A 20,639-nucleotide genomic window follows, 5' to 3' on the forward strand; every position below is an offset into this window, starting at 1 on the left:
ATTATTCTAGATTCGGCGTAGCTTCACCGTTTTCAATAAGACTTTGAGGAAGTTCCTTTTTATTCTTTATTCCTAGTGATTTCAGTTTTTGAGTTTGGTTGATCAGATTATCATTCCCTGTTGAAAGTTGCTTATAGGCATCATTGAAAACATTCTTTGCCTGATCCAAATTCTTACCTACTTTTTCAAGGTTCTCAACGAACCCTACAAATTTATCATACAATTTAGCTCCTCTATCTGCAATCTCCATGGAATTTTTATTTTGATACTCACGTTTCCACAAGTCGGCGATCAGTTTTAGGGAAGTGATCAAATTGCTTGGATTTAAAAGAAGAATCCTTTTGTCATAAGCAAAATTCCAAAGATTCTGATCAGCTTGCATTGCTGCAATATAGGCTGGTTCACTTGGGATAAACATCATCACAAAATCTAAAGATTTTCCATAATCATCATATGCTTTCTGGCTCAATTGATTAATATGGTTTTTTACAGAACCTAAATGCTGGTTAAGTTTTATAGCATGGATATCAGGATCAGTTTCATCTACCAGCTCCGTAAATGCTGTTAAAGAAACTTTTGAATCTATGATCACATTTCTTTCATCAGGGTATTTTACCACAGCATCAGGACGCATTTTCTTTCCTGAAAATTCTGAAAATAATGCCTTGTTATCTTCATCCCGAAGTTCATGTTCAAGAAAATATTCCCTTCCTTTTACCAACCCCGACTTTTCAAGGATACTTTCAAGGATCATTTCACCCCAGTTACCCTGTGTTTTGCTTTCGCCTTTTAATGCTCTTGTCAGCTTCTTTGCATCTTCAGAGATCTGCTGGTTAAGTACGGCAAGCTCTCTTACTTTTTCAGCTAAAGAAAAACGTTCTTTATTTTCTTTTTCATAAGCTTCATTGACCCTGTTTTTTAGATCTGCAATTTTTTCCTGAAATGGTTCCAGAATTGTTTTGAGATTACTTTGATTCAGTATGGTAAATTTTTCTGATTTTTCCTCCAGGATTTTATTGGCTAAATTTTCAAATTGGATTTTTGAATCTTCCTGGATTTTTATCATTTCTTCCTTTTGAGTTTCAAGGGATTTCTTTAAACTATCATTAATTGCAGATAATTCTGAATTACGGGCAAAAATATGTTGTTTTTCTGTTATTAAACTTTCAAGTTGAGAAGTTTGTTTTGCAGTGATCTGTTTCTGTTCCTGGAACTGAGTATGTAAAGAGGAGTGTTCTGCAGAAATTTTAGCGTACTCATTTTTTAGATCATTTAATAGATCGAGTTGCTGCTGGTTAAGATCTTTTTCGATATTAATATTTTGATTAAGTTCCTGGATTTTTAGGCTAGAATTTTCTAAATCTGAACTATTCTTAATAGATAAATTTTTAATTTCATCATAAGAGGTTCTTGAAACCATTGATGATTTCAGGATATAGTATAAAACAATAGCGCCTAATATTCCGCCAACAATAAAACCAACGATTAAATATGTCATCTCCATTCCCCAAAATTAGGAAAAAAAGCTGGGTGTAAAACTTGTTAAGATTTTTTTCGGGTTAAGGTTTGTCAGTTTTTACGGTCAACAAAAAAAAGTGAGCCGGAAAGCTCACTTTATCTATTATAGGTCAGATTACGGAGTGATGATAATCGGATCCGGGAAAGGTTCAAGAACCAAGGGTTTGCACATTGCGGCTGGTTCGCATCTTCCACCCATACATATAAAATTTGTCATAGTAGTGGAGCCGTCAGGACATCTAATCAAGGCTTCGCCAGGACATCCTCCAGGGCATTGTGCAGGATACAAAGTTCCTCCAAAGACATCTTTCAAATTTGTTCTTGAAAGTTTTGTTAAGTTCTTTTTCATGGTTTAATTTTTTTTGTTTAGTAATTGTTTTGTTCTTGACTTTCTTATAATATAATTTATAAGAAATTGAATTACAGGCTAAAATAGTAAAAATTAAATCACTATTGCGTTATAAAAGAAATATTTTAAATAAAGATTTTTCTTTCATTAAAATAACAAATATTGTCCTTGCTTATGATTGTCATTCTCGGTAGAATGAAGTTTGGCGAAGGATCATATTGGGAGCAGATCGGGAACCTCGTTCTTATAGGATGAAGGATTTTTATTTCTTTTTTGTTTTTTCTTCCAGTTTAGGTAATTCTTTTTTGTACTGTTCAACATCCCATTTAATTTGCCAATTACTCACATATTCTGCTAAAGGAGGAAGTCCAACTTCTGCACGTCTTTTATCTACATTATCGGGGTCTTCTAAAGGAGATACAAAGTAAACCTGTGTTTGTTGATCACGTCCGATTTGGCTGCCGTAAATTTGTTTTTTGCCTTGTCTTAATGCTACTCTGTCTTCGAGCAAAGCTAAACTGCTGCCCTGTGCTTTACCATTTTTTACAGCATCTCTCATCATCGGTAAATATTTTTCTTGTGTCGCGAGGTCAGCATGCTGGATCACAAGGAATAATGTGGTGCTTCCCTGGCCGCCCACAACATCAGGGCCTACCCAGCCATATTTATCAAGAATTTTTTTTACTTCTATTAAATTCAAAGAATCTTTTTCGTCTATCATTTTCCAATGATCTTTTATTTCCTTTGAATTCTGTCCATACTTTTTCTCAATTCCATCAATTTCTTTTCTGTATTTCTGATCTTCAATATAGATATTGCTTAGCATTTCTACCAATGGTTTATTAAGATTAGCTTCTGCTTTGTCTTTGTTCTGCTTGATTTTTTCCAATAATGGTTTCCATCGGATATCGGCATGTAAAGAGTTTAAATCTGTGTCAGTTGTTATATGATTATAATTGGTGTACTTTGCAGCGACTCTGTTAAGTTGAAAGAACGCACTGTCTGGGACTGATGCCAATGCCCACGAACAAGCAGCATTATATCTGTCATTTATAGAGCCCTGCCAGCCATTAGATTTAAACGCTTCGGAATATCTGTCTGCTGAATTTCTGAATTCTTTTGCATTATAAAGTGATTCTGCAGTTTTAACTTTATCATGATATTCTTTGGGAACACTTTGCCCAAAACTAAAGTTTGTTGTTAGAATAATTATAAAGACTAAAATTGTTTTTTTCATAAAATTATGATTGATTGTTAGTTTAAAGACTATGACTAGATCCAATATGTTTGTTGGACTAATTATTTTGTAGATTATGAATTTACATTTATTTTGCTAATAAAAGAAAATTTTATGTGGTTTTAGAACGTGATTTTGAACTCTTTTTTGAAGGTCATAAAGATTGATATGATAACCCATACTTTGCTCAACAATCTCAGCTTTCATTTTAATTTCTCCTCCTGTGATAATAGAAAAGCATTTTCTAATGTATTTTGATTTATCTTGGCAGTGATTGCAGGTTATAAGGAAACCAGACTAGGATAAAAGACTAAGTTTATCTTTTATACTAATGGATTTTTTAAACTCATGAAAAGGTTGTTTGTTTTTTCTTTAAAATTTAATTTTTCAAAATCACAAATTTTTGTCTGCGAAAAAAACTTTGTACACTAACAACAATAAAAGTGGCAAGTTGTTTTCATTTTACGATTGTTGAGTAGATATTGGCTATGATTCCTGAATCAAAGTGGGATGAGCTTTCAAGTTTTAAGTCAATTGGATTTGGGGCCAATGCAAACAATGGAATACCTTTGCCAAGAATGACAGGGTGAATTACCAGTCGATATTCATCAATAAGTTCATGTTTAACAAGGTCTTGAGCAAAGCTGGCACCCCCGTGAGCCAGAATAAACTTACCGTCTTGCTGTTTAAGTTTTGTAATGTCAGAAACTATATCACTCGCAATTGAGGCTTCTGACCAGGTTCCTGCACTTTTAGAAATGGTAGTTTTAACAATTCCTTTTTCGGCATCTTGACGTGAACTGTCTTTGAAAGCCTGGGTTGTTAAATCATCTCTAGTTTGCTCTACAAAACCCTTCTTTGAAAAAACAACTTTTGGTATTTCGTTCATTGGAACTGCCAGAGGGTCTGGTGATGTGGGCCAATAGGCAACCATATCATGAAATGTCCTGCTACCCATAATGTGAACTCCCGCATCCCAAAGTGTTTTTTCAATCCAATCAAATGCTGATTGATCTCTTGTCCGCAGTAGCCAATCAATTTCTCCATTTGGTCCACAGACAAATCCGTCAGCGGACACGGACATTTTTAAAACTAGTTTTCTCATTGGTCCTCTTTTAAATTCAAACCTATCTCATTTCTTTAGTGTATCATGTTATGATCACTTACATTCAAATCTACGTATTATATCAATGTTATATTTATATATTATGATATTTGCATTTAAAATATCTTAAGTACATTGTTTTTAAACACAGTTGCTAAAAATGGAGCAATAAATACAGCTGGATTATCGCTTGTTTTTCCGGTAATTACTATTTATGATCCAATAATTAAATAAGGTGGAATAAGAAACTTAGAGCGAAAATCGATAAAACAATAAATTTATAAAAAGCAGGGAGAACAATAGTTGAGCTGATAATTGAAGAAACAATATTTCTAATGAAACTATTAATCAAAGTTTTTAAATATGCTTTTTAAGTTTTTAACATTCTTTTCTATCTGATTATATTTTGTTTGGGCTCCGAAAATTTAGTGAAAAAGTCCTTTTTTAAGGATTTTCTTTTTTGATTTCTTCGTGGTGTTTTAAATATAAAGGCAATGCAGCAGATCCATACCATGGAAATATTTCGTAACTAAAAACTCCGGCTTGTACTGCAGGATCTGTTTTTACCCATTGCTCGGCTTCCTCTTTGGATTTGGTATTGAAAATAAACATCCCACGATAGGTTTCTTTATTCTTTTCTAAAAAAGGCCCGGCAACTATGATCTTACCTTCATCCGCTAACTTACCAATATTAGCCATATGTCCTTTCATTAATTCACCCATTTTCACTTTATCTTCAATCTTTGCGGATCCTGTAGTAAGCATGACAATGGTATAAGCTTTCATTCCATATTTGTCAGCTCCCAATGAGGTAGCCAGTTCTTGATTGAATTTTGGTTTTGCTGCTTTTTTCTCCTGAGCGAAAGATAAAGCTGCTATCAAAAGACTAAGGGAAAAATAAATTTTTGATCTCATAATAGTTATGATTTATTTAGTTGTAAGTTTAATATCTGATGTCTCACATCTGGTGTCTAAAACTTAATCTTTTATTCTTAAGAACTCTTTTGCCAATTCAATCATTTTCGGATCACCCGTATATTTTCCATGTTCATCAGAAAGTTTTACAGTTGGAATCCATTCTTTATTCGGAGCTTGTACTCCAATTAATTTCATAACAATATTCATAGGTTTTAGTCCAACATCATTGGTGAGATTGGTTCCTATACCAAATGAAACACCAATTTTTCCTTTACAGTATTTTGTGATCTCTTCTACTTTCTCAAGGTTTAAGGCGTCAGAGAAAATAATATATTTGAATAATGGATTAATTCCGTTGTTCTTATAGTGTGCAATTGTTTTATCAGCAAATTCAAGGGCATCTCCACTGTCATGACGTACCCCATCGAAAAGTTTTGCGAATTTTTTGTCAAACTGTTGAAAGAAAACATCTGTAGTATAAGTGTCTGAAAGGGCAACTCCCAGGTCTCCTCTATAAACATCTACCCAGTGTTCCAGGGCTAATTCATTGGCCATCTTAAAACCGTATTCAGCACCATGAAACATAAACCATTCGTGGGCATGAGTTCCAATAGGTTTTACACCAAATTTCATAGCGAAATGCACATTCGAACTACCGGTAAAAGTTGAATCTTTTCTTTGCGTTAAAGCTTCCATAACAAGGTTCTGAACCTTATAAGAGTGTCTTCTTCTCGTTCCAAACTCGGCAAAGGTAACACCAAGTCTGTTCAAAGAGTCAGCTTTCTCAAGTGTCTTATTCATCACAACCTCATTGGAATCTCTTTCCATATGGTTCATTTCATAATGCAGTTCACTGATAAGGGCTAGTAATGGAACTTCCCAAAGAATGGTTCTGTACCATAAACCTTCCACAGAAACGGTAAGGTCATTTCCTTTTTGAACAATTTTTACTTCAGATGGATCATAATGATAACCTTCAAGAAAATCAAGATAGGGTAAAGCCAGATAAGGACATGTTCTTGCCAGAAATTTCTTCTCATCCTTGGTAAGCTTGAGTTCTGCCATTTTAGTTACTGCTTCTCTCAATGCTGCATCAAAACCTTCCGGGAAAAGATGCTGTCCTCTGTTTATAAATTCATATTTTACAATCGTGCTTGGAAATAATTTCACCACTGCGTTTTGCATGGTTATTTTATAGAAATCGTTGTCTAGAATAGAATTCAATCGTACGTCGTGCATATTGTGTAATTTTAACGCAAATTTAATAATTAAAAATAAAAATCGTCTAAATGTAAGACGATTTTTTTAAATATATCGATGATTTTCGTTCGCTTATTTACCAAGATAAGAGTTGTACATCCATACTTCTTTTTCCTGTTCAGTGATATAATCGCTCATTTGGGAATTTGTCCCTTCATCTCCGGCTGCATCGGTAATATCCAAAAGTTCTCTCTGTAGATCCAATACTACTTTAAAAGAACTTAAAATGTTCTCCACACTTTTTGTTCCATCAGTTACTTCTTTACTCTCTTTTATAGTGGCAACTTTTAAATAATCTGAATAATTATGGGCTGGTGTTGCTCCTAATGTCAAAATTCTTTCTGCAATCTCATCAATCTTTAATACAAGGCTATTGTAAAGCTCTTCAAATTTTGGATGTAAAGTAAAGAATTGATCGCCTTTAATATTCCAATGAGAACCTCTGGTGTTTTGATAGAATACGGAATAATTGGCTAAAAGTGTATTTAGCTTTTCTGAAATGTTTTTACAATCGGTTTCCTTTAGACCGATAATACTTGCATTTTTCATACGTTTATTTTTTTATGCTATATAAGCAGTAAATATTATGCCGAAGTTGCAGGTTCCTGATTGATGATACTTATCTTTGGTATTCTTATAATTTATCATAAAATGTCGTCATCCCGAAATATTGGTTTACAAAGTTTCTTTTCTTCCCTCATCGTATTTTTTGGTGTATGCCTGTTCTATTATATTCAGTCAGTTTCAAAAACGGATGGACATTATATATATCCAATTGATGATGCTTACATTCATCTTGCTATGGCAAAGAATTTTGCATTACATGAGGTGTGGGGGATTACGAGATATCAATTTTCTTCCACTTCTTCTTCACCATTGTTTACTTTTGTTCTTAGTTGTTTAATAAAAGTCTTTGGGAATAACGATCAGATCCCACTGTACTTTAATATTTTTTTTAGCATTGGAATAGTTTATTTCCTATCAATATATTATGCTGAATTTTTTAAGGATGTAAAAAAAACTGTTTTAGCGGTCATATTCACCTTATTTTTTGTGGTTTTGCACATTCAGATGTTATCGGGTATGGAGCACATCTTTCAGGTATTTCTTTTTGTCGTTAATATTTTTTGCTTTTATTATCGAGATAAAAAAAGATATGCTGTTTTAGTATTTTATCTTACCATTTTTCTAATGGGACTTGTCCGTTTTGAAAGCATGTTTTACTTTGTGATTTTTGCTTTTGTTTTAATATTAATGAAAAAGTGGAAAGAAGCAATGAGTATACTGGTTGTTGGATTTGTTCCAATTTTGATTTTCTGCTATTTTAACTATCGGCAAGATGGTTATCTTTTCCCCAATTCTGTAGTAGTAAAGGGAACAAAACTAAGTTTAGACTCAAATTTGCTGTCACAGCTTAAAACCATCTTTCTTGATAATTTTATATTAAATATAAGCTTTTATAAAGTTGGTTTTTTCCCTGTTTTATTGTCAGCTGTCTTCATTTACAGAGATTTGAAGACTAAGAGTTTCAGGGATGCTATTAACAGTAATTTTTTACTTGTGGTATTCTTTCTTCTGATGATATGCCATAGCATGTTTGCGGATCTAAAGGGAATGTTCCGTTATGAAGCATATTTACTTATAGGATTTTCTATGGTGCTTATCCCACGGGTCAAAGATTTATTTTTTGATGTTAATAATTATATTAGAAAAGAAAAGATCATTACCTTACTGGTTGTTATAAATATTATACTTCTTTTCTATAAAGGCTGGGTAGCACATTGTATTCTTGAGAATGGTGGAAAAAATATTTATGAACAGCAGATACAATCCGCTAGATTTTTACACACCTATTATAATGATTCCAAAATAGTAGCTAACGATATTGGAGCAATTACATACTATACAGATATTCATTTATTAGATATTGCAGGTTTGGGATCTACAGAGATGATTCCGTTTAACGAGAACAAAAGTTTTTTTAATAATAAGCTTAAAGATTTTCTTACCCAATATGGCTCAGAAAACAAATACGAAATTGCTGTTGTTTATGAAGCCTGGCTTCAGGGGTATGTTCCAAAAACCTGGAAGAAAACTGCCACCTTGAAAATTAAAAATAAAGTGACTGTAGCAAGAGATGAGGTGTCCATATATTCTATAGATCCAACTAATGAAGAGAGGCTAAAAAAGAATATAAGAAGTTTTAATTGGAATAAAAAGGTAAATGTCCAAATTATGGACTAGGAGATCATATACTTATGTTTTCATATTTTATGTTTACAAAGACATTGTAATAGATTGAATCATGTTTCTTAGATTTAATAATTTATTAATATACCGATTAAGTCTATTTCCCTAGCTTTACACATTAAACACACAAATAAGAAAAAATTATGAAAAAAATTGTATTGTATTTTATCCTAGGTCTTTTAGTGATTTCTTGTACAAATGACAACCAAGAAGTACAAACGGTGATCGATAATCAGTATACATACCAGACGAAAAATATAGTTTTACTGGTGGTTGATGGTCCTCGTATGTCTGAGACTTGGGAAGATGTCAACAGAGAAAATATTCCCAATAGAGTAAGTCTTTTAAGTCAGGGTGTATTTATCAGTGATTTTAAAAATAATGGAAGTACCAATACTAATCCAGGACACAGTGCTATGTGTAGTGGTGTATATGAGAATATTAAGAATAATGGGACCGAGTTGCCGGGATATCCATCTATTATGCAGCAGTGGCTCAAATATACAGGAGAAGATAAAACTAAAGCCTGGATTATAACTTCTAAAGATAAATTGGAAGTACTGAATGACTGTAAGCTTGAAGATTGGAAAGGAAAGTTTCAGCCAAGTATTGATTGTGGAATCAATGGTAATGGCTCAGGTTATCGACCTGATGCTGTGACTGTGGATAAAGTAAAATTGGTGATGGAGAAGTATTCTCCCAATATTATTGTGATCAATTTGAAAGATGTAGATTCCAATGGGCATGCCAGCAATTGGAATGGATATATTGACGCCATAAAGAAAACCGATACCTCCATTAAAGAAATCTGGGATCATATCCAGTCCCTGTCTGCTTATAAAAATAAGACGACACTTATCGTTTCTAATGATCATGGAAGACATTTAGACTCGAAAGGGGGATTTGCACAACATGGAGATGACTGCAATGGATGCCGACATATCGAATTTTTTGCGATGGGTCCGGATTTTAAGAAAAATACAATAATTAGTACAGGCAATTATGAACAGATTGATATAACCAGTACCATGGCTGAACTTCTGGGGGTTCCATTACAATATGCTAATGGCAAAATAATAAAAAATGTTTTCAAATAAGTATTTTGTTTTCTTTTTAAATGTGAATAAAAAGACTTAACTGCTTGTCAATTAAAAAATAATTACTATTTTTGCACCTTAAAATAAAAAGCAATTAAATGCCTACTATTCAACAATTAGTAAGAAAAGGAAGAGCCACGCTTGCCAAGAAGAGCAAATCGGCTGCCCTTGATTCTTGTCCACAAAGACGAGGTGTATGTACGAGAGTGTATACTACCACTCCTAAGAAACCTAACTCTGCACTTAGAAAAGTTGCAAGGGTAAGACTTTCAAACGGTAAAGAAGTCAACGCCTACATCCCGGGCGAAGGACATAATCTTCAAGAGCACTCGATAGTATTGGTGAGAGGCGGAAGGGTGAAAGACCTACCGGGAGTACGTTACCACATCGTAAGAGGTGCATTAGACACCGCTGGTGTTAATGGAAGAACACAGAGAAGATCTAAGTACGGAGCTAAGAGACCTAAACCAGGTCAGGCAGCTGCTGCACCAGCAAAAGGAAAGAAAAAATAATCATTAAATAAGGTACAAAAACAATGAGAAAGACAAAAGCGAAAAAAAGACCGTTGTTACCAGATCCAAAGTTTAATGATCAATTGGTAACTAGATTCGTAAATAACTTAATGCTAGACGGTAAGAAGTCTATCGCATTCAAAATTTTCTATGATGCATTAGAAATCGTAGAAAATAAAAAAGGAGAGACTGAAAAAACAGCTCTTGAAATCTGGAAAGATGCCCTTACTAACGTAATGCCTCATGTAGAAGTACGTTCAAGAAGAGTAGGTGGAGCTAACTTTCAGATCCCTATGCCAATCAGAGCTGATAGAAAAATTTCTATGGCAATGAAATGGTTAATCAAATATTCAAAAGCTAGAAATGATAAGTCAATGGCTTTAAAATTAGCTAATGAAGTTGTTGCTGCTTCTAGAGAAGAAGGTGCTGCATACAAAAAGAAATCTGATACTCACAAAATGGCGGAAGCTAACAAAGCTTTCTCACACTTTAAATTCTAATTAGAAATGAGTAGAGATCTAAAATTTACAAGAAACATTGGTATTGCTGCCCACATTGATGCGGGGAAAACTACCACTACAGAAAGGATTTTATTCTATACAGGTGTTAACCATAAAATTGGTGAAGTTCACGATGGTGCTTCTACAATGGACTGGATGGAGCAAGAAGCAGAAAGAGGTATTACCATTACTTCTGCAGCGACAACTTGTAACTGGAATTTCCCAACTGATCAAGGTAAAACTTTACCTGAAACTAAACCTTACCACTTCAACATCATTGATACACCGGGACACGTTGACTTCACAGTAGAAGTAAACAGATCTTTAAGAGTATTGGATGGATTGGTATTCTTATTCTCTGCAGTAGATGGAGTAGAGCCTCAGTCTGAAACAAACTGGAGACTTGCTGACAACTACAAAGTAGCGAGAATGGGATTCGTAAACAAAATGGACAGACAAGGGGCTGACTTCCTTAACGTGGTAAACCAGGTTAAGACTATGTTAGGATCTAATGCAGTTCCAATCGTTTTACCAATCGGTGCTGAAGAAGACTTTAAAGGTGTTGTTGACTTAATTAAAAACAGAGCTATCATCTGGGATGAGGCAGGACAAGGAGCTACTTTCGAGGTAGTGCCAATTCCTGAGGATATGAAGGCTGAAGTTCTAGAATATAGAGAGAAATTAGTAGAAGCTGTTGCTGACTACGATGAGACTTTGATGGAGAAATTCTTCGAAGATCCAGATTCAATCTCTGAAGATGAAATCAACGAAGCTCTTAGAAAAGCTACTATCGATTTATCTATTATCCCAATGACTTGTGGTTCTTCATTCAAAAATAAAGGAGTACAGTTTATGTTGGATGCAGTATGTAAATACTTGCCTTCACCATTGGATAAAGACGATATCAAAGGTACTGATCCAAGAACTGATGCTGAAATTACAAGAAAACCAGACGTAAACGAGCCTTTCTCGGCTTTAGCATTTAAGATTGCTACTGACCCATTCGTGGGAAGATTAGCATTCTTCAGAGCATACTCTGGAAGATTAGATGCAGGTTCTTATATCTTGAACACTCGTTCTGGAGATAAAGAAAGAATCTCAAGAATCTATCAGATGCACGCTAACAAGCAAAATCCAGTAGAATATATTGAAGCTGGTGATATTGGTGCTGCGGTAGGATTCAAATCTATCAAAACTGGTGATACAATGTGTGACGAGAAAAACCCAATCGTTCTTGAATCGATGGTTTTCCCTGATCCGGTAATTGGTATCGCTGTTGAGCCTAAGACGAAGGCTGACCAAGATAAAATGGGTAACGCATTAGCTAAATTAGCTGAAGAAGATCCAACGTTTACGGTTAGAACTGACGAGGCTTCAGGTCAAACAATTATATCTGGAATGGGTGAGCTTCACTTGGATATCATTGTAGACCGTATGAGAAGAGAATTCAAGGTAGAAGTAAACCAGGGTCAACCTCAGGTAGAATACAAAGAAAATCTTACAAAAGTTGCTAGTCACCGTGAAGTTTACAAAAAACAATCTGGTGGTAAAGGTAAATTTGCTGATATCGTATTTGAATTAGGACCTGCTGACGAAGGTAAAATCGGTCTGGAATTTATTAACGAAATCAAAGGTGGTAACGTTCCTAGAGAATTTGTTCCTGCAATTGAAAAAGGCTTTAAAGCTGCAATGAAGAACGGTCCTTTGGCTGGTTTCGAAGTTGAAGGTATTAAAGTTGTTCTTAAAGACGGATCTTTCCACGCGGTGGATTCTGATGCTCTTTCTTTCGAATTAGCTGCTAAAATAGGATTTAAAGAAGCGGGACGTGCTGCTAAGCCAGTAATTATGGAGCCTATCATGAAACTGGAAGTTGTAACTCCAGAAGAATATATGGGTAACATTATTGGTGACCTTAACAAAAGAAGAGGAACTATCAGTGGTCAGGAAGAGAAAAATGGTGCTGTAGTTATCAAAGGATCTGTTCCACTTTCTGAAATGTTTGGATATGTAACAACTCTAAGAACACTTTCATCAGGAAGAGCTACTTCTTCTATGGAATTAGAGAAATATGCTCAAACTCCTCAGAACGTTGCGGAAGAAATTATCGCTAAATCTAAAGGTTAATTTTTTAAATTAGAAAAATGTCACAAAGAATCAGAATAAAACTAAAATCTTACGATTACAACTTGGTAGACAAGTCTGCTGAGAAAATCGTAAAAACGGTAAAGGCTACTGGTGCTGTTGTAAACGGACCAATTCCATTGCCAACTAATAAGAGAATCTTCACTGTGTTGAGATCTCCACACGTAAATAAGAAAGCTAGAGAACAGTTCCAACTTTCAGCTCACAAGAGATTGATGGATATCTATTCTTCTTCTTCTAAAACTGTGGACGCTCTAATGAAATTAGAGTTACCAAGCGGTGTAGATGTTGAAATTAAAGTGTGATAACGTGCACTAAGCCGTGATTATATAAAAATCCGTCCCTTTTAAAGAGACGGATTTTTAATTGTAATAAACTTTAAAGAGATAAGTTTAATAAATGCTAAGCAATATAAAGATTGGTGAATATTATACTGGGCAGTATCTATTATAGAATGAAAATAAGTGTAACGAATTTTAATAGGAAGCAGCTAATGAGTTGTTTCCTGTTTTATTCTATAAGGACCCGCGATTATGACTAAGAATATGTTTGCAAATATTGAAAGACAATTAAGATTTCGTATATCATAATTCTTTTTGCTGAGATATGTCAATTCTCATTTTTTATTTAGAATTATTAAAAATAATAATTTTGCAAAAAAGAATTATGAGAAAAACAGTATCTATTTCTTTAGTAGTATTAGGGATTGGTTTTGCCAATGCACAAAAGCTTAATGATACTATTAGAAGAGAAAAAACGATCGAAGAAGTTGAGTTATTTGGAGAAAGAAAAAAACAGCCTGACGGTCTTGAAGCCATTACAAGGCTGCCTCTTAAAACCCGAGATCAGATTCAAAGTATTTCAGTAATTTCTTATAAAGTAATAGAAGATTTAGGAGGCTTAACCGTAACGGATGTTGCTAAGAATATTCCAGGTGTTACACAGTTTGGAAGCTATGGTGGGACAAGAGAAAGTATGTCGATAAGAGGTTATCGTGGTGTACCTGTTTTGAAAAACGGTGTTCAGATGGACTCTGATTTTAGAACCGGTGCCATGCTTACAGACATGCAAGGAGTTGAAAGCATTCAGGTAATAAAAGGGTCAGCGGCAGTTACACAGGGAATTGGAGATGGATTAGGTTCTGCAGGTGGCGTTATTAATGTGGTAACTAAAGTTCCGAAATTTATCAACCAAACGAATGTTGGCTTTAGATATGGTAGTTGGGACTTTTACAGACCAACTATAGATTTTCAGCGAGTATTGGATTCTCAGGGGAAAGTTGCTGTACGATTGAACGCTGCTTATCAGGATAATAATAGTTTTAGGAGATTTATTAATACAGATCGTATTTACGTTAATCCTTCAATTGCAATTCGTCCGGATGATAAAACTGAGATTGTTGTAGAGATGGACTATATGCACAACAATACTACACCCGATCGAGGAACTGTCAATTTGGCGAAAGGCGATACAGAAGCAATATATAAGATGCCTGGCAGGAAATTTCTTGGATTTTCATCAGATAATGCAAAGATGGAGACTTTTAATTTTTCTACTACTGCGACAAGAAAATTAAATGATAAACTGAAAATAAGAGCAGCATTTATGAGCTCTTCATATCAAGCTGATATGACAGGAGCAGCGCTAGCTCCAATTGATCCAAAAAATCCAAATGAAATAAGAGATAGAAGTTTGACAAAATCTGAGCGTGAAGATTTGAATAAAGTTTTTCAATTTGATTTTATTGGAGCAGACGTGATGACAGGATTTATGAAACATACCTTCCAGGTTGGTTTTGATTGGAAAGAATCTAATGTTACTACAAAATCTTACATACCAAAGGAGATTGATCGTATTAATGTTCTTAATGAAATTAATAATATCCTACCTTCCGGTATCGATGCAAATAACTTCGATTTGATAACGAAAGATCCTATAGTTAATACGGTAACACCAACATTAGGTTTAATGGCCCAAGATGTTATTACTTTTAATAAATATGTTAAAGCACATTTGGGAATTCGTTACAGCAGATTGAACGGATCTGATAAAAAACCTAGCTATGCATGGAATCCATCATTAGGGCTTATGATCTCACCGATCGAAAACATGAACGTTTTTGGCTCTTATACAAGTACAACTTCTTTAAGAGGTGCAAATAATGTATTACTAGAAGGAGGAACTGTAGGAGCTTCAACCACTAAGCAATGGGAAGTGGGGATTAAATCTGATTGGCTGAATGAAAGATTAAGATTCAATGTTACAATGTTCAATATTAATACTGACAATTTATCATATGAAGTACTAACAGGTGGAAATAGTACAGGAACTTATGCACTGGCAGGAGAACTGAAAAGAAAAGGGATAGAAGTAGAATTGATTGGGAAGATCCTTCCAAATTTGCAGGTAATGACGGGATGGGCTTATGTGGATGCTCAATACAAAGATAGTCCTTCATTTGTTAATGGCTCTGCACCAATTAATACACCAAAGAATTCAGCAAATGCCTGGTTGAATTATAAATTTAGTAGAGGAACTTTCGAAGGGTTTGATGTGGGAGCTGGAATTTATTATGTAGGAACGAGACCTGTTGATGATTATAAACAAAAATATTCTAATGCAGCCAGTGGTCACATTAACGGAACTCAGCTTGGTGAAAAACCATTCAATATGCCTGAATATACTACGGTAGATGCACAAATAGGGTATGTTTTCAAAAAAGGACTTGGTTTGAGAGTGTTCTTCAATAATATTTTCGATACCGTTGGTTATAATTCTTATTTCAGAGGCGGATATATAGATCAGATCCAGCCTAGAAATTTTGCAGTTCAGGTTAATTACAGATTTTAAATAATTAGAGAAGGATTTTGGAAAATCAATAGGCTTTATTGTTTGCATTTTATTGCTTAAAGAATAATATTATTTAATACATTTATTCTTTAAAATAATATCCACGATGAGTCATAAGAGCAATAATTTTTTTGAAAAATTTTCAGATTGGGCAACAAAATTTACAGGAAGCTCATATGCGTTTATCGGAGCAACCGCTATTGTTGTGATTTGGGCTTTTTCCGGACCTGTTTTTCACTATTCTGAAACTTGGCAGTTAGTGATTAACACAGGAACGACAATAATTACTTTTTTGATGGTGTTTCTAATTCAGAAAGCGCAGAATAAAGATTCAAAAGCCATACAGATTAAACTCAACGAACTCATTGCTGCTCATGAAAAAGCAAGCAACCGGATTGTAGATATTGAAGATCTCTCTGAAAAGGAATTAGATCAGTTGCATACTTACTATGAAAAATTAGCTGATTTTGCTGAAGATGATGTTGATATCCATACGTCTCATTCTATTGATGCTGCCAAGAGAAATCAGAATTATAAGCATGATCTCTTTAAAAAGAAACATGATGAATGGCTGGAAAAACAAAAAAAGGAATCATTATGATTCCTTTTTTTATTTATAAAGTGAAAGCTGCTATTTCATGAAATAACTAAAATAAGAACAACTTCCCATAAGGCTTTTAGCTGCCTCAGTATCCGAGTACTGGGTTTTCAATAATGCAAAATAGGTACGGAACTTTTGATTCTTCGTATCATCCAACTGTTTTTGATATGCATCACTTTTTTCAGAGTACTTCGGATCAGAGTAGCTGATCTTAGATGGGTTGTTTGCTTCATACTGATAGTATTTCCCCTGTTCAGCACTAGCCATCTGAAATAGTATTCTTGCTTTCTCTTCTTTGTTTGCCGATAGATCCAATGCCTTTTTATAATAGTTAATAGCCAGATCAAAATTATCAGGTTCCATATAAGATTTATCAAGGAAATTTTTGTAATAATACTGATAAGGTGTCTTCTTATCTGTATTCCAAAAATCATATTTACCTCCATTACTGTTGTCGACATCCATTACGAACAATTGTCTGTAATAACCGAGAATAGAAGTGTTATATAATAAATTTCCAATAAGCTGACTGGCTTTAGCCGCTTTTTCATCTTTTCCACTGCTCATCTTTTTAAGCTGGATCGCTGCATCAGCTAACTCAAGTTTATTCATTGTTGTTTTAATGAAAGGAAACTGAGTGTAATTTTCATTTTCCATACTTATACCAGCAATACTTTCAAAGCTTTCCCAAACATTATGACCAAATACATAGCTCGGAATATTTCTGAAACCATTGTATTCACCGTCTGCATACTTGTGTGGAACCTTTGGTTGCTCACTTGAAACCCAGTCATAATTGATTCTTGGAATCCCAACAAAATCCTGAGCCTTCTGATAATAAGATTTAGCTTTTTCAAAGTCAGCCATTCTCATTGCGCGGTCGCCATAGATCACTCCAAAAAAAGCATCAATATTTCCTACATCATCCATGTTTTTGGCAATGATCTGTTGTTCAAACTGATTCTTATTTGGTTTTTTATAAAAATCCTCAACACTCTTCACTAAACTGGAGTTAGGGTTATATTGAAGATCAGAAAGTTTATTACTCATCAAGAATGACTTTCCATCTTCTCCCTGAAGGAAGTAACGGTTTGCTAAAACATCTTTAAGGAAAGAAGCGGTAGAAGGAACAGGACCATAATAGTCATCATAATCAGTTCTTGTGCTGTCTTTTTTTACCTCTTTTTCGATAAAATATTCAGGATAATCTTTCATTAAATGATCCTCATATTCTGAAGTTATTTTAGGCTGAGATACAATGTCATTCAGAACTTTCATTCTTTTTATTTCTTCAAGGTACTCTGGATTGGTTGTTTTGATGTCTTCCAGGATTTCTGTACTTGCTTTGTAATCTTTTTTCAGAAATTTCAGATAGGCATCTGCAATTTGCCAATACTCATCTTTTGATTTCTCTTTCGTCTTTTCGGTAAACTTTTCAAGATCATCCAGAAAATCTTTCTGATCTTTGTCGCCATACCAGTAACCTGCATTTTTTGTGTAGAACGGAATTCTGTTAGGATTATCTAATAGCTCATCATCGCTTTGATCAGATTTCCCATCGGCGGTCTTGTCTGATTTGGATCCACCAAACAGGTTCTTAAAAAATCTAACGATTTTCTGCCAGAATGAAAGCTCCTTTTCTTTCACCTTTGTTGTTTCTGTCTTCGTTGCTTCCGTAGAAGTCTTGGATCCTTCTTTTTGAACAGTTGCATTATCTGTGTCATCGGAAGTGTAATAATAAGTAGGAAGATAAGTTCGTTCCAGTTCATTGATACTTCTCACGGCCATTACTTTCAAAATTTCCGAATCAGGATTGATGTCGTACATCTTTTCCATGATTGGAATTGGATTTGTGAAATCTTCGTATCCCAAAAGAAAATATGCCATGTTTTTTTCATTATCAGTTCCAGCTCTTTTTAAAATGTTATTAAAAGAAGCCGTATCCGAAAGTTTCATAGAAACAAAGGCTGACTCTTTACGGCTGTCACTATTCATAAAGACCTGGAAGAAGTTCCAGTTGGCATCGCTGTTCATTTCCAGACCTCTTTGTGCTCCTGCCAGTTGGTCGAGAGCCATAAAGTAAGGTGCTCCTTTCAATCTGATGGGTTCAACATAGGTTTTGAAAGCCTGAACTGCTGCATCGTAATTTCTGGTATAATGATTCAAACGTACGAGCTGATAGCCATATCGTTGTTTGATTTCAGAATTCTTAGCAGCGTTATATAGAGAAGTTAAAGCAGAAATTGTTTTGCTGTAATCAAGGTTTGTAGCATTCTTATCATTTTGAGTCCCTCCATAAAAATAAGAATTAGGGTTTTCAACGAAGTTAATCCTCATATAGGGTTCGAGGTATTTAGCTTCAATTAAATAATCAATTCCTTCATGATATTTTTGATAGAATCCTGAACCCAGTTTTTTTAGTAATTGATTATTTGGATTTCCTTTCTTTAATTCATTAAGGTCATTCATACCCATTTTATTCACCAGATAATCTGTTTCAGCGTAACTTAATTGATTACCGAAGAACTTTTTCCATGCTCCAATATTTTCATCCGGAATTTGAGATGATTTAAAATCTGTGTAAAACCTTGTCGAGTAACTATGAAGGAATGGTAGATAAGATTTATCTTTTATGATGCTCTGAGTAAAGAGATTAAAATATTCATAGTCAGGGTCTGACCATGCACACGCTTCATACTTCGTATAGAAAAGTGACACGACGGCAAGAGAAAGAATATACTTTTTCATATTGGTTTTTGATGTTTTTTTGTTGTGATTTTATAATGTTTCGCAATTTTAAAAATCACCCTGAAATTGAGATGTTAGATTAAAATTTTGATTACTAACAAATTTACTATCTAATTGATAATAAATAATATTAAACTGCGATATTTTTTTATCCAAAAACGAGATTACATCATTACGCTGTTCACTTGTAACTTGTTCAACTTTTATCTTAAAACCTTTATTTAAATAACTTCCAAAGTAAAATCCGTCTTTTAAAATTTCGCTTTCGTGATCTGATATTTTTTTGAAGTTTGGGTTTTTCAGATCTTTGTCAGATAATGCGTTGATCAGTTTATGTTTTCCTAAGTGGTTTGTAACAATTCCCCAAGAATAAATAGGCAGCGCCACATCAATTTTCTTGATAGGGTAGTTTTCTAGTTTTGAAAGATAGCTTTTTAAAATATTGACGTCCAGTATGGAATTTTTATCAGATGTTTCCAAAGGTGAAGAAGTGGAATAACACATCAGATAAACTTTTGTCACAGGAGGTATGCCCATTTGCATTTTATCCTTTACCTGGTGAAGGCGAAGGGTGCAATTTATTTCTTTACCAGAGATTTTTTTTAGCTCTTTTAAAAAATTGAAATAATCATCACGGGTTCCTGCTGTCCAGTCACAATCTATTTGTATTTCCTGATTAACTTTTAAATGATATTGAGTAATTTTCTTTTGGATTAAATCGTTAACATGTTTAGCGAGAAATTGTATCTCGTCCATTGAAATGTTCAGGAAAGTCGGATTTGTTATAAAGACTGTTGGGACTATTTGTTTATCTGTTTGAAAACTAAGGTCTTTGGTAATAACTGCTACAGGCTCAAATCTCCCATTTACCTTGTCAATATCAAAAAATCTTGTATATAAATAAGGTGTTGTAACTTCATTTAAGGCTTTTTTCTCTTCCAGCTCTAACGAAAGTTTCGTTTTCCAGTAATAAAAAGTATACGGATGCTCTGTCTTTTTGCTACATGAAGTAAGCAAAATGAGGACTATTAAAAACTTGGCTATTTTCATTATTGATAAAAAACGCTTTCACAGGTACAACTTCCTTTATCACTTTCTAAGGCAGAACAGCAATCTTCAGATTTCTGAATATTTCCTTTTTCGTCAGTAAGATAGATTTTTTCTTTATCAAACTTTACATAAAATATTTCATTAAACTTCTTGAATTGTGCTTTCATTACTGTAGGGTTATACTTTCCAGCATTCATTTCCTCAGTGGTCTCTTCTCCACTAGCCTGATTTACCTGAACATAACCAAAATATACATCACCATTCTTTTTTACATCAAGATAATAGGCTGGTGTCCCGGTTCCACTATAACCTTCCACAATGTTGAAGGATCTTTTGCCAGTGAAGGGCGCTTTTGACTGGGCGAAAGAAAAAATGCTTATACACAGAATAAATAAGCTGAATACCTTTTTCATTTTTTTTATCAAATTTAAAAATATTTAGGCAAGAATTAGACCGTAAAAACCCGGTATTTAGGTTAGTTTTTAAGTTTTAAAGAAAGGCG

General features: G+C 34.2%; 18 protein-coding genes. 8 read left to right on the forward strand and 10 right to left on the reverse strand.

Annotated elements, in window-relative coordinates:
* Position 1 precedes the first annotated feature (1 nt).
* From AC3WRL_RS09560 to AC3WRL_RS09590, 7 genes are all read right to left on the reverse strand, one after another.
* Positions 2 to 1,504, reverse strand: coding sequence for a DNA recombination protein RmuC (locus tag AC3WRL_RS09560; protein WP_390882521.1), 1,503 nt, complete (start codon positions 1,502 to 1,504; stop codon positions 2 to 4).
* Positions 1,505 to 1,633: 129 nt separating this feature from the next.
* Positions 1,634 to 1,867 (reverse strand): hypothetical protein, encoded by a 234-nt coding sequence (locus tag AC3WRL_RS09565; RefSeq protein ID WP_214831111.1) that lies wholly within the window; start codon positions 1,865 to 1,867, stop codon positions 1,634 to 1,636.
* A 262-nt stretch (positions 1,868 to 2,129) separates the two neighbouring features.
* Complete coding sequence (locus tag AC3WRL_RS09570; RefSeq protein WP_214831112.1) at positions 2,130 to 3,104, reverse strand: DUF6624 domain-containing protein; 975 nt, start codon at positions 3,102 to 3,104, stop codon at positions 2,130 to 2,132.
* A gap of 457 nt (positions 3,105 to 3,561) precedes the next feature.
* On the reverse strand, positions 3,562 to 4,209 hold the full coding sequence (locus AC3WRL_RS09575; RefSeq protein WP_492330179.1) for a dihydrofolate reductase family protein: 648 nt from the start codon (positions 4,207 to 4,209) through the stop codon (positions 3,562 to 3,564).
* A 444-nt stretch (positions 4,210 to 4,653) separates the two neighbouring features.
* Positions 4,654 to 5,124, reverse strand: coding sequence for a YciI family protein (locus AC3WRL_RS09580; RefSeq protein WP_492330180.1), 471 nt, complete (start codon positions 5,122 to 5,124; stop codon positions 4,654 to 4,656).
* Between the two features lie 63 nt (positions 5,125 to 5,187).
* Entirely contained in the window at positions 5,188 to 6,366 is a 1,179-nt protein-coding gene (gene pncB / locus AC3WRL_RS09585; protein ID WP_214831115.1) for a nicotinate phosphoribosyltransferase, read from the reverse strand.
* A 93-nt stretch (positions 6,367 to 6,459) separates the two neighbouring features.
* Positions 6,460 to 6,936, reverse strand: coding sequence for a Dps family protein (locus AC3WRL_RS09590; RefSeq protein WP_214831116.1), 477 nt, complete (start codon positions 6,934 to 6,936; stop codon positions 6,460 to 6,462).
* A gap of 102 nt (positions 6,937 to 7,038) precedes the next feature.
* Between AC3WRL_RS09590 and AC3WRL_RS09595 the strand changes: the two genes are divergently transcribed.
* The 8 genes from AC3WRL_RS09595 to AC3WRL_RS09630 all read left to right on the forward strand — a co-directional run bounded on the left by AC3WRL_RS09595 (position 7,039) and on the right by AC3WRL_RS09630 (position 16,339).
* A complete protein-coding gene (locus AC3WRL_RS09595) occupies positions 7,039 to 8,631 on the forward strand; it encodes a DUF8728 domain-containing protein (RefSeq protein ID WP_214831117.1) in 1,593 nt (530 codons plus the stop codon).
* 149 nt (positions 8,632 to 8,780) lie between these two features.
* A complete protein-coding gene (locus AC3WRL_RS09600) occupies positions 8,781 to 9,734 on the forward strand; it encodes a sulfatase-like hydrolase/transferase (protein WP_492330181.1) in 954 nt (317 codons plus the stop codon).
* A 98-nt stretch (positions 9,735 to 9,832) separates the two neighbouring features.
* Positions 9,833 to 10,246, forward strand: a complete 414-nt coding sequence (gene rpsL / locus AC3WRL_RS09605) for a 30S ribosomal protein S12 (RefSeq protein ID WP_002983146.1) — start codon at positions 9,833 to 9,835, stop codon at positions 10,244 to 10,246.
* A 23-nt stretch (positions 10,247 to 10,269) separates the two neighbouring features.
* Positions 10,270 to 10,746, forward strand: coding sequence for a 30S ribosomal protein S7 (rpsG, locus tag AC3WRL_RS09610; RefSeq protein ID WP_034684795.1), 477 nt, complete (start codon positions 10,270 to 10,272; stop codon positions 10,744 to 10,746).
* Between the two features lie 6 nt (positions 10,747 to 10,752).
* A complete protein-coding gene (gene fusA, locus AC3WRL_RS09615) occupies positions 10,753 to 12,870 on the forward strand; it encodes an elongation factor G (protein WP_214831119.1) in 2,118 nt (705 codons plus the stop codon).
* 17 nt (positions 12,871 to 12,887) lie between these two features.
* On the forward strand, positions 12,888 to 13,193 hold the full coding sequence (rpsJ, locus tag AC3WRL_RS09620; protein WP_002661363.1) for a 30S ribosomal protein S10: 306 nt from the start codon (positions 12,888 to 12,890) through the stop codon (positions 13,191 to 13,193).
* Positions 13,194 to 13,554: 361 nt separating this feature from the next.
* Entirely contained in the window at positions 13,555 to 15,738 is a 2,184-nt protein-coding gene (locus AC3WRL_RS09625; RefSeq protein WP_261510948.1) for a TonB-dependent siderophore receptor, read from the forward strand.
* A gap of 106 nt (positions 15,739 to 15,844) precedes the next feature.
* A complete protein-coding gene (locus tag AC3WRL_RS09630; RefSeq protein ID WP_214831121.1) occupies positions 15,845 to 16,339 on the forward strand; it encodes a low affinity iron permease family protein in 495 nt (164 codons plus the stop codon).
* 30 nt (positions 16,340 to 16,369) lie between these two features.
* Here the strand turns inward: AC3WRL_RS09630 and AC3WRL_RS09635 are convergent, their stop codons facing one another.
* From AC3WRL_RS09635 to AC3WRL_RS09645, 3 genes are read right to left on the reverse strand one after another with little or no spacing between them, the layout of a single operon-like run.
* Complete coding sequence (locus AC3WRL_RS09635) at positions 16,370 to 19,087, reverse strand: hypothetical protein (RefSeq protein WP_261510950.1); 2,718 nt, start codon at positions 19,085 to 19,087, stop codon at positions 16,370 to 16,372.
* Between the two features lie 48 nt (positions 19,088 to 19,135).
* Positions 19,136 to 20,137, reverse strand: coding sequence for a hypothetical protein (locus AC3WRL_RS09640; RefSeq protein ID WP_214831123.1), 1,002 nt, complete (start codon positions 20,135 to 20,137; stop codon positions 19,136 to 19,138).
* The gene (locus tag AC3WRL_RS09645; RefSeq protein ID WP_261510952.1) at positions 20,137 to 20,550 is read right to left on the reverse strand and encodes a hypothetical protein; all 414 of its coding nucleotides are present in this window, start codon (positions 20,548 to 20,550) and stop codon (positions 20,137 to 20,139) included. Before AC3WRL_RS09645 ends, AC3WRL_RS09640 begins: the two co-directional genes overlap by 1 nt.
* Positions 20,551 to 20,639 lie beyond the last annotated feature (89 nt).

It is taken from the genome of Chryseobacterium sp. FW101-FHT12H09 (genome assembly GCF_058790395.1).

Excerpts from the sequence above, each read along its gene's own strand:
- AC3WRL_RS09560 (WP_390882521.1), bottom strand. The coding sequence starts at position 1,504 with ATGGAGATGACATATTTAATCGTTGGTTTTATTGTTGGCGGAATATTA.
- AC3WRL_RS09565 (WP_214831111.1), bottom strand. The coding sequence starts at position 1,867 with ATGAAAAAGAACTTAACAAAACTTTCAAGAACAAATTTGAAAGATGTC.
- AC3WRL_RS09570 (WP_214831112.1), bottom strand. The coding sequence starts at position 3,104 with ATGAAAAAAACAATTTTAGTCTTTATAATTATTCTAACAACAAACTTT.
- AC3WRL_RS09575 (WP_492330179.1), bottom strand. The coding sequence starts at position 4,209 with ATGAGAAAACTAGTTTTAAAAATGTCCGTGTCCGCTGACGGATTTGTC.
- AC3WRL_RS09580 (WP_492330180.1), bottom strand. The coding sequence starts at position 5,124 with ATGAGATCAAAAATTTATTTTTCCCTTAGTCTTTTGATAGCAGCTTTA.
- pncB (WP_214831115.1), bottom strand. The coding sequence starts at position 6,366 with ATGCACGACGTACGATTGAATTCTATTCTAGACAACGATTTCTATAAA.
- AC3WRL_RS09590 (WP_214831116.1), bottom strand. The coding sequence starts at position 6,936 with ATGAAAAATGCAAGTATTATCGGTCTAAAGGAAACCGATTGTAAAAAC.
- AC3WRL_RS09595 (WP_214831117.1), top strand. The coding sequence starts at position 7,039 with ATGTCGTCATCCCGAAATATTGGTTTACAAAGTTTCTTTTCTTCCCTC.
- AC3WRL_RS09600 (WP_492330181.1), top strand. The coding sequence starts at position 8,781 with ATGAAAAAAATTGTATTGTATTTTATCCTAGGTCTTTTAGTGATTTCT.
- rpsL (WP_002983146.1), top strand. The coding sequence starts at position 9,833 with ATGCCTACTATTCAACAATTAGTAAGAAAAGGAAGAGCCACGCTTGCC.
- rpsG (WP_034684795.1), top strand. The coding sequence starts at position 10,270 with ATGAGAAAGACAAAAGCGAAAAAAAGACCGTTGTTACCAGATCCAAAG.
- fusA (WP_214831119.1), top strand. The coding sequence starts at position 10,753 with ATGAGTAGAGATCTAAAATTTACAAGAAACATTGGTATTGCTGCCCAC.
- rpsJ (WP_002661363.1), top strand. The coding sequence starts at position 12,888 with ATGTCACAAAGAATCAGAATAAAACTAAAATCTTACGATTACAACTTG.
- AC3WRL_RS09625 (WP_261510948.1), top strand. The coding sequence starts at position 13,555 with ATGAGAAAAACAGTATCTATTTCTTTAGTAGTATTAGGGATTGGTTTT.
- AC3WRL_RS09630 (WP_214831121.1), top strand. The coding sequence starts at position 15,845 with ATGAGTCATAAGAGCAATAATTTTTTTGAAAAATTTTCAGATTGGGCA.
- AC3WRL_RS09635 (WP_261510950.1), bottom strand. The coding sequence starts at position 19,087 with ATGAAAAAGTATATTCTTTCTCTTGCCGTCGTGTCACTTTTCTATACG.
- AC3WRL_RS09640 (WP_214831123.1), bottom strand. The coding sequence starts at position 20,137 with ATGAAAATAGCCAAGTTTTTAATAGTCCTCATTTTGCTTACTTCATGT.
- AC3WRL_RS09645 (WP_261510952.1), bottom strand. The coding sequence starts at position 20,550 with ATGAAAAAGGTATTCAGCTTATTTATTCTGTGTATAAGCATTTTTTCT.